Raw genomic sequence first — 8817 nt, 5'->3', positions numbered from 1 at the left:
ATTAAGCTCAGCGCGAAGGGACCGGGCCGGATCGCGACCTCCCCAAAGGGGGTCAGGAACCCAACGGTCTCCTTCGCGCCCCTAATCTGGCACAGCTCCAACACACAGGAACCCAGAGAGGACGGGGTTCCGACAGACAAGGCCGTCATCCGATCCTTCGAGGGCCGCTGCGCGGCCACCTCAGGATGAGGGCGCAGGTGACATCTGACCCGGATATAGAAAATATATTTCAAAGTCATAGCCCCAACCCACTCCCCTCATGCTGAGGTGCTCGCTGTCAGGCGAGCCTCGAAGCATCGGAGGGCAAACGCAGACAGTTGCCTTCGCTCCCAGGCGCAGGCCGGGGAGCGGGGGTGGAGATGGAATGGCGCGGGTTCAGCGTGGGGTGTGCGTGTGACCCCCAGCACGTTCGCCTGCGCCGGCTGTTGCCGCGCAGGGATGAGAGACGGGGGACGCGGGAGGGATCGCGAACCGGTAGGAATAGTGCGCTTTGGTGATAGGCCCACGGGCCTCCCGCGCCACGATGATTTTACAGCCGTCCAGACCCTTTGGCGTAGCGGATTTCCACCTGCCTGCCGGATCGTGTCCCGGACACTGCCGGGACGTCTGCGCGGGGTTTCCACCGGATCTAAAGCGGGGCAACGCGGCTCCCCGGCGGACCTTCACGCCTCCCCGATCCTGCGAGGCGGTATCTGGAATGCGGCCATTTCAGACCGCACAGCACCACCGGCCGCTCTTTCATCCGCACGGGGCGTTAGACCGCGCGAACTCGAGGCATCGCCCCCACCGCCACACACTTCGGACGCTCCGGAAGGCGCCCCCGTCAGTCACGGTGAGGTGAAAGCAGTATGGAGTGAAATGCGGGGAGGGGGATAAATGGGGAGATATTCCCCTCCTCTTTCCTGACGAAAGTCAGGATCCAGAGAGGACGCGCGGCGTCCTACGGCCTCTGGGTCCCAGCCTTCGCTGGGAAAGAGGGAGGGAAAGGGGAGTGCCAGTCTATCCTTCGCAGACGCGGGCGTAATCGTCCGCGTCCTGGTCCTGGATGCGGCCGCACAGCGTGTCGATCGCGGCCTGGATGTTGCCGCCCGCATTCCCGATGACCGAAGTGATCTGTTCGCGCTGGGTCTGGGCGAGCCAGACGCCGGCGACCTGGGCGTCGAGGACCTTCAACGTTCCGTCGCGCTCCTGGACACGCCAGTTTACTTCGTAGACATCGCCATCGGGACCGCCGGAGACCTGCGAGCGCACGACCCAGTCATTCTCGTCGCGCGTGACCGATCCGGTGACGTCCAGCGTCTGGCCGGAATAATTGGTCAGTTCGCTCTCATAGACGTTGATCGCGAACTCGCGAAAGACGGTCTGGAATTCTTCCAGCGTCGCCGGCTCGGCCCCGCGGCGATAGCGTCCGAGCACGAAGTTGGTAATACGGTCGACGTCCGCAAGCTCGTTGATGCGATCGCGGAAATCGGCCTTGACCTCAGCCATTTCGCGCTCGCCGGCGCGCATGTCCTGAAGCACGGTGATCACACCCTGGGCCTGGGTCTCGACAAAGTCCTCGGCCTGGCTCGCATCGGCCGCGTAGGCAGGGAGCAAGGTGGTGCAGGCCAGGAGGCCGGCAAGCAGTGTTGTCTTGAACATGGGGATGTCCTTTCGGAAAGAAGCGGGGGCGGGGCGCCTACTCGTCTTCGTCGTAGTCGGCGCTGAAATCGGGAAGTTCGCCGAACGCGTCGCCATTCTCGTTGGCGATCTGGCTGGCGCGTAGCTGGCGGTAGGCGGACCGGACCTGCACGTAGGGATCGATGGCGGTGCTCTCCATCGTCGTGAACACGCCCTGGGCGCGGGCTCTGGTATCGAGCCCGTTCAGGCCGCGAACGCCCCAGGCCCAGGTGGACTGGCTGTATTCGGCGTTCCAGTTGAGCGGGTGCGGGTAGCGGTCGACAAAACGCCCGGTGCCGTCGCGCAGGCTGGAGGGACCGAGGACGGGCAGCATGATGAAGGGCCCGTCAGCCACGCCCCAGACGGCGAGCGTTTGACCGAAATCTTCCTGGTGCTGCTCGACGCCGGCCGCGCTGGCCACGTCAAATACGCCGCCAATGCCGAAGATCGTGTTGACCGTGAAACGGCCGAACGTCTCGACCGAGGCGCGCACATTGCCTTGCAGCAGCGTGTTGGCGAACACCACGGGCTGGTTGAGGTTGGTCATGAAATTCTGGACGCCATCGCGGGCCGGCCCCGGTGTAACCGTGGTATAGGCATTGGCAGCCGGTTCCAGAACGGCATCGTCGAGCGCCATGTTGACGGTGTAGATTCCTCGATTGAGCGGCTCGAACGGGTCTCCGGTCTCAGCCGCCTGCTCGCGGCTGGCGCAAGCAGTGGTCAGGGCCGCGACGCCTATCACAAGCGCCGGTTTGATGGCGCGCCGCGCTCGCCCGACAAAAGTCGTTAACATTCAAAGTCTCCAAATTCCTTTGTCCGCGCCCGTCCCCACCTGGGTCTAACCTGGGCCGCGCGCGGCGAATGGGTGAACTAACCAACGTTTTTGTCAGAATTCGGTTCGCCGGCGGATGATTTCAAGCGCATTTGCGCAACAGCGCGGCACAAAGGTGAGACGTTGAATGAAATCGGATAATGGCATAAAGATATCTTTATGTCGTTTATCCGGATCTGCATCTGATGGAAGACCTGCTCAAGAAGCTGCGCGCCCTGGCCGAGCCAACCCGGCTGCGCATCACGACCTTGCTGTATCGCGGCGAGCTGACCGTCAGCGAGCTGATGCAGATTCTCGGGCAGAGCCAGCCGCGCGTCAGCCGTCATCTGAAGATGCTGGTCGATGCCGGCCTGGCCGAGCGCCTGCCCGAAGGCGCCTGGGTGTTCTACCGCCTGGCCAAGAACGCCGTGGGCGAGAAGCTGGCCGCCCTCATCGACGAGATGGCCCACGCCGAGGATGCCGACCTCGCGCGCGACCTGCAGCGTCTGGCCAAGGTGAAACAGATTCGCGCGGACGCGGCCCGGCGCTATTTCGAGAACGCGGCCGATAACTGGCAGAAGATCCGCGCGCTCTATTTTCCCGAAGCCGAGGTGGAGGAGGCGCTGCGCGCTGCGGCCGGTCCCGGCCCGTTCAAGCTGCATCTCGATGTCGGGACCGGGACGGGACGGATCCTTGAGCTGTTTGCGGACGTGGCGCGCGACGGAATCGGGATCGATCTCTCTCACGAAATGTTGAACGTCGCCCGTTCGAAAATCGCCGATGCCGGGCTGACCGACCGCTTCGTGCGCCAGGCCGATGCCGGCGCGCTGCCGATCGATACGGGAACGGCAGACCTGGTGACGATGCACCAGGTGCTCCACTATCTCGACGACCCCCAGCGGGCGCTGCACGAGTGCGGCCGGGTGATGGCGCCGGGCGGTCGGTTGATCGTCGTCGACTTCGCGCCCCACGGCCATGAAGTGCTGCGTGCCGAACACCATCATCGCCGGCTCGGCTTCGAGCCGGACGAGATTGCCGGCTGGCTCGAGGAGTCCGGGCTCGGCCCGGCGAACGTCACGACGCTGGAGCCCGACGATCCTGCAGCGGCCCTTACTGTTCTGATCTGGACTGCGGAAAAGCGCGTTGCCGCCAGCACGGCGGCCGGGCTCACTGCGCAATCAACGGAGCCTGTCCAATGAGCTGGATGACTCAACCCCCGCGCGATTCTCTCGCGCCTGCGAAAGTCTCCTTCGAGTTCTTTCCGCCGAAGAATGACGAGATGGAGGCCCGGCTCTGGGATTCCATCAGCCGGCTGGAGCCGATGGACCCGGCCTTCGTCTCGGTGACCTATGGCGCGGGCGGCTCGACGCGCGACCGCACCCATCGCACGGTTCGGCGCATCGTGACGGAAACCTCGCTGAAACCGGCCGCGCACCTGACCTGCGTGTCGGCGACGTGCGAGGAAATCGACGATGTCATCCGCGATTACTGGGCGGCGGGCGTCCGCCATATCGTCGCTCTGCGCGGCGATCCGCCCGGGGGCATCGGCGAATGCTACACGCCCCATCCGGGCGGTTACGCCAACGGCGCGGAGCTGGCCGCCGGGATCAAGAAGGTCGCCGATTTCGAGATTTCGGTCGGCTGCTATCCGGAGAAGCATCCCGAAAGCGCGACGTGGGAGTACGATCTCGACCTGCTCAAGCAGAAGATCGACAACGGTGCGACGCGCGCCATCACGCAGTTCTTCTTCGATCCGGAGGTCTTCTTCCGCTATCGCGACCGGGCGCGGAAGGCCGGGATCGATATTCCGATCGTGCCCGGCATCATGCTGCAACCCAACTTCAAGGGTCTCAAGCGGATGGCCTCCATGTGCGGCGCGTCGATCCCGCAATGGATGGACGAGCTCTATGAAGGCCTGGATGACGATGTGAAGACGCGCGAGATGGTGACCGCCAATCTCGCGGCCAATCTGTGCACCGCCCTGCAGAAGGACGGCGTCGACCAATTCCACTTCTACACGCTCAACAAGGCGGCAATGGCGCTGTCCACCTGCCGTCTCCTGGGCCTGAAACCGGCCGAGCTGGAGGACGCATGACCCGTCAGGACCGACTGAAGGCCGCAGAAGAGCTGGCCAGCGAACGCATTCTCATCCTGGACGGGGCCATGGGCACCGAGATCCAGCGCCTGGGGCTGGAGGAAGAGGATTACCGGGGCGAGCGCTTTGCCGACTGGGACTCTCCGCTGAAGGGCAATAACGATGTGCTCAACCTGGCCAGCCCGGATGCGGTGGTGAAGGTTCACCGCGCCTATTTCGAGGCCGGGGCGGACATGGTGGAGACCAACACCTTCTCCGCCACCACGATCGCGCAGGCCGATTATTCGATGCAGGATCTGGCCAACGAGATTGCGTCCGAAGGCGCGCGCCTGGCCCGGCTTGCCGCCGACCAGGTGGCCGAGGAAACCGGGTCGCCGCGCTTTGTCGCTGGCGCCATCGGGCCGACCAACAAGACGCTGTCGATTTCCCCCGACGTGGAAGATCCGGGCTATCGCGATGTCAGCTTCGATGACGTCCACGCGGCCTATTCGCGCCAGATCGAGGCCATGGCCGAGCATGTCGACTTCTTCCTGATCGAGACGATCTTCGACACGCTGAACGCCAAGGCGGCGATCAAGGCTCTGCTGGATCTTCGAAGCGCGGGCACGATCGACGCGGATATCCCGGTTCTGATTTCAGGCACGATCACGGATGCCTCCGGACGCACCCTGTCGGGCCAGACGACCGAAGCCTTCTGGAATTCGGTGCGTCATGCCAAACCCTGGGCGGTCGGTCTGAACTGCGCACTCGGCGGCAAGGAATTGCGCACCTATGTGCGCGAGATGAGCCGCATCGCGGAGACACGCGTGCTGGCCTATCCCAATGCCGGCCTGCCCAACGCGATGGGCGAGTATGACGAGACGCCGGACGAGACCGCGGCTTTCATCGCCGACTGGGCGGAAAACGGCCTGGTCAATATCGTGGGCGGATGCTGCGGTACGACGCCTGAGCATATTGCCGCCATCGCGAAGGCCGCACGCGGCCACCCGGCGCGCGAAATCCCGAAACGCCCCCGCGCCATGCGCCTGTCCGGCCTGGAACCGTTCGAGCTGGCATCATGATCAACGGACCGGTCCAGAGCGGCGATCTGTTCATCTTCTACGGGCTGCTGAAGAGCGGGGCGCGTGGAGCGCCCGAGCATATCGACCTGAAGGGCGGCGGTGCCTTCCAGGAGGCATGCCGTTTCAGAGGGCGCCTGGTGGATCTCGGCGGATTTCCGGGCGCGATGGACGGAGACACGCTGTGCCACGGCCAAGTCTACCGCCTGGACGACGCAGGTCTGATCGGCGCGCTGGACGAATTTGAAGGCGTGGATGCCGGCGACCCGGCCCGCTCGCTCTATGTCCGGCGCCGCACTGAAATTCTGGACGACGACGCCAAGCCAACCGGGCAGAGCGCCTGGATCTACTGGTACGCCAAGCCCGCCGGGGGCGCACCCGACGTCGCCGAGGGCAACTGGCCGCTGGAAGCGGGGAAAGCACGGATATGAGTACGCAAGCCTCCAACAATTTCGTCAATGTCGGCGAGCGCACGAACGTCACGGGCTCGGCCAAATTCCGCAAGCTGATCAAGGACGGCGACTACGCGACGGCGCTGGATGTTGCCCGCCAGCAGGTGGAGAACGGCGCCCAGATCATCGATGTGAACATGGATGAGGGCTTGCTGGACTCGGCCGAGGCGATGGAGACCTTTCTCAAGCTGGCCGCGACCGAGCCGGATATCGCCCGCGTGCCGGTGATGATCGACTCGTCCAAGTTCGACGTCATCGAGACCGGCCTGAAATGGGTCCAGGGCAAGTGCATCGTCAACTCGATCTCCATGAAGGAGGGCGAGGACCAGTTCCGCGAGCAGGCGCGCATCTGCCAGTCATATGGCGCGGCCGTCGTGGTGATGGCGTTCGACGAGGTCGGCCAGGCCGACACCGCCGACCGCAAGTACGAGATTTGCGAACGCGCCTACAAGATCCTGGTCGACGAGGTCGGCTTCGCGCCCGAGGACATCATCTTCGACCCCAACATCTTCGCGGTCGCCACCGGCATCGAGGAACACAACAATTACGCGGTCGACTTCATCGAGGCGACCAAACGGATTCGCGAGAACCTGCCCGGCTGTCATGTCTCCGGCGGCCTGTCGAACATCTCCTTCTCCTTCCGCGGTAATGAGCCCGTGCGTCAGGCGATGCACTCGGTCTTCCTCTATCATGCCATTCCGGCGGGCCTCGACATGGCGATCGTCAATGCCGGCCAGCTGGAGATCTATGACGAGATCGACCCCAAGCTGCGCGATCTGGTCGAAGACGTGATCCTGAACCGGCGCGACGACGCCACCGAGCGCCTGCTCGAAGCGGCCGAAGGGTATCGCGGCGACGGCTCGAAGAAGGAAAAGGTCGACGCCGAATGGCGTTCCAGATCGGTCGAGGAGCGCCTGAAGCACGCGCTGGTCAAGGGCATCACCGAGCACATCATCGACGACACCGAGGAGATGCGCCTGAAGTCGGAGCGCCCGCTTCATGTCATCGAAGGCCCGCTGATGGACGGCATGAATGTCGTCGGCGACCTGTTCGGCGCGGGCAAGATGTTCCTGCCCCAGGTGGTCAAGTCGGCGCGCGTGATGAAGAAGGCGGTCGGCCACCTTTTCCCCTACATGGAAAAAGAGCGCGAGGAGATGGGTCTGGCCGACGAGCCGGCCGGCAAGATCGTGATGGCGACCGTGAAGGGCGACGTGCACGATATCGGCAAGAATATCGTCGGCGTGGTCCTGCAATGTAATGGCTATGACGTCGTCGATCTCGGCGTGATGGTGCCGCCGGACAAGATTCTGGAGACCGCGCGCAAGGAGAAGGCCGACGTCATCGGCCTGTCCGGTCTCATCACCCCGTCGCTGGATGAAATGGTGATCGTCGCCAGCGAGATGCAGCGCGAGGGCTTCGACCTGCCGCTGATGATCGGCGGAGCAACGACCAGCCCGGCCCACACCGCGGTCAAGATCGAACCGGCCTATAACCGCGCGCCGATCATCCACGTTCACGATGCCAGCCGCGCGGTCGGCGTGGTGTCCAAGCTGCTGTCGGACAAGCGCGAGGCGTTCTGGGAAGAGACCCGGGAGAAATTCGAGAAAATCCGCGTCACCCGCGCTCGCAACCGCAATGCCAAGACGCGGCTGCCCCTCGAGAAGGCGCGCGAAAAGGCCTTCGACCCCGACAAGGACGGTTATACGCCGGTCAAGCCGAAGCAGATGGGCGTGACCGCGATCGAGGATGTGCGCCTGAAGGATCTCGAGCCCTATCTCGACTGGACGCCCTTCTTCATGTCCTGGGACATGAAGGGCACCTATCCGAAGATTTTCGACGACCCCAATCGCGGACAGGCCGCGCGCGAGCTGTTCGAGGATGGCCAGAAGATGCTGCGCCAGATGGTCGACGAGGACTGGCTCCATCCCAAGGGGGTGGTGGGCCTGTGGCCGGCGCAGCGCGTCGGCGACGATATCGAGGTCTTTGCCGACGAGGACCGCAAGGCGGTCGCGGGCAAGTTCCATGGCTTGCGCCAGCAAAGCGAGAAGAGCGGCGACCGGCCCTATCTGACGATCTGTGACTTCGTCTCAGAGACCCAACCCGATTATGTGGGCGGGTTCGCCGTCACGGCCGGGACCGACGAGGACGACATCATCGCCCGGTTCAAGGCCGACAAGGACGACTATTCGGAAATCATGTTCAAGGCGCTGGCCGACCGCTTTGCGGAGGCCTTCGCCGAGTATCTGCACGAACGCGTCCGCAAGGAAATCTGGGGCTATGCGCCGGAGGAGTCGCTCACGACCGAGCAGCTGATCGGGGAAAACTATGCCGGTATCCGTCCGGCTGCCGGCTATCCGGCCCAGCCCGACCACACCGAGAAGGATGTGCTGTTCGAGCTTCTTCAGGCGACGCAGCACACCGGGATCGCCCTGACCGAGAGCCGGGCGATGAATCCGCCCGCTTCGGTAGCCGGGCTGTACTTCGCCCATCCCGAGAGTGCTTACTTCGCGGTCGGGCGGATTGCGAAGGACCAGGTGGAAGACTATGCCGCGCGCAAGGGGTGGAGCCTGGAGGAGGCCGAACGCCATCTGGCGCCGATCCTGGGCTATGACCCGGACAGCCAGAAGGCGGATGTCATGGATGCGGCCGAGTAGGCGGTCTTACATCGTGACGATGACGAACATCGCGCACATAGCCATGATGGTAAGCCGGATAAACATGATAACGCGTCCTGTGCATGGG

The 8817-nt window shown here is 63.9% G+C and carries 7 protein-coding genes; 5 read left to right on the top strand and 2 right to left on the bottom strand.

Annotation, left to right across the window (positions count from 1 at the left end; translation table 11 throughout):
- Window positions 1-999: 999 nt before the first annotated feature.
- Window positions 1000-1641, bottom strand: a complete 642-nt coding sequence (locus tag E5162_RS13590; protein WP_135945818.1) for an MlaC/ttg2D family ABC transporter substrate-binding protein — start codon at window positions 1639-1641, stop codon at window positions 1000-1002.
- Between the two features lie 37 nt (window positions 1642-1678).
- On the bottom strand, window positions 1679-2452 hold the full coding sequence (locus E5162_RS13585) for an MlaA family lipoprotein (protein ID WP_135945817.1): 774 nt from the start codon (window positions 2450-2452) through the stop codon (window positions 1679-1681).
- A 224-nt stretch (window positions 2453-2676) separates the two neighbouring features.
- Between E5162_RS13585 and E5162_RS13580 the strand changes: the two genes are divergently transcribed.
- From E5162_RS13580 to metH, 5 genes are read left to right on the top strand one after another with little or no spacing between them, the layout of a single operon-like run.
- Window positions 2677-3669, top strand: coding sequence for an ArsR/SmtB family transcription factor (locus E5162_RS13580; RefSeq protein ID WP_135945816.1), 993 nt, complete (start codon window positions 2677-2679; stop codon window positions 3667-3669).
- A gap of 5 nt (window positions 3670-3674) precedes the next feature.
- On the top strand, window positions 3675-4565 hold the full coding sequence (gene metF / locus E5162_RS13575) for a methylenetetrahydrofolate reductase [NAD(P)H] (RefSeq protein WP_135945828.1): 891 nt from the start codon (window positions 3675-3677) through the stop codon (window positions 4563-4565).
- Complete coding sequence (locus tag E5162_RS13570; protein ID WP_135945815.1) at window positions 4562-5626, top strand: homocysteine S-methyltransferase family protein; 1065 nt, start codon at window positions 4562-4564, stop codon at window positions 5624-5626. The genes metF and E5162_RS13570 overlap by 4 nt, the downstream gene beginning before the upstream one ends.
- Window positions 5623-6054 carry a gamma-glutamylcyclotransferase family protein gene (locus tag E5162_RS13565; RefSeq protein ID WP_135945814.1) on the top strand — a complete coding sequence of 144 codons (432 nt, stop codon included), beginning with the start codon at window positions 5623-5625 and terminating at the stop codon, window positions 6052-6054. Before E5162_RS13570 ends, E5162_RS13565 begins: the two co-directional genes overlap by 4 nt.
- A complete protein-coding gene (metH, locus tag E5162_RS13560; protein ID WP_135945813.1) occupies window positions 6051-8729 on the top strand; it encodes a methionine synthase in 2679 nt (892 codons plus the stop codon). Before E5162_RS13565 ends, metH begins: the two co-directional genes overlap by 4 nt.
- Window positions 8730-8817 lie beyond the last annotated feature (88 nt).

Source organism: Marinicauda pacifica (assembly GCF_004793635.1).
Lineage (GTDB): Bacteria > Pseudomonadota > Alphaproteobacteria > Caulobacterales > Maricaulaceae > Marinicauda > Marinicauda pacifica.
This window is presented reverse-complemented; position numbering and strand designations above follow the sequence as displayed.

Bases quoted from the DNA above. Each gene is read 5' to 3' on its own strand.
- E5162_RS13570 (WP_135945815.1), top strand. From the start codon at position 4,562: ATGACCCGTCAGGACCGACTGAAGGCCGCAGAAGAGCTGGCCAGCGAA.
- E5162_RS13590 (WP_135945818.1), bottom strand. From the start codon at position 1,641: ATGTTCAAGACAACACTGCTTGCCGGCCTCCTGGCCTGCACCACCTTG.
- metF (WP_135945828.1), top strand. From the start codon at position 3,675: ATGACTCAACCCCCGCGCGATTCTCTCGCGCCTGCGAAAGTCTCCTTC.
- metH (WP_135945813.1), top strand. From the start codon at position 6,051: ATGAGTACGCAAGCCTCCAACAATTTCGTCAATGTCGGCGAGCGCACG.
- E5162_RS13585 (WP_135945817.1), bottom strand. From the start codon at position 2,452: ATGTTAACGACTTTTGTCGGGCGAGCGCGGCGCGCCATCAAACCGGCG.
- E5162_RS13565 (WP_135945814.1), top strand. From the start codon at position 5,623: ATGATCAACGGACCGGTCCAGAGCGGCGATCTGTTCATCTTCTACGGG.
- E5162_RS13580 (WP_135945816.1), top strand. From the start codon at position 2,677: ATGGAAGACCTGCTCAAGAAGCTGCGCGCCCTGGCCGAGCCAACCCGG.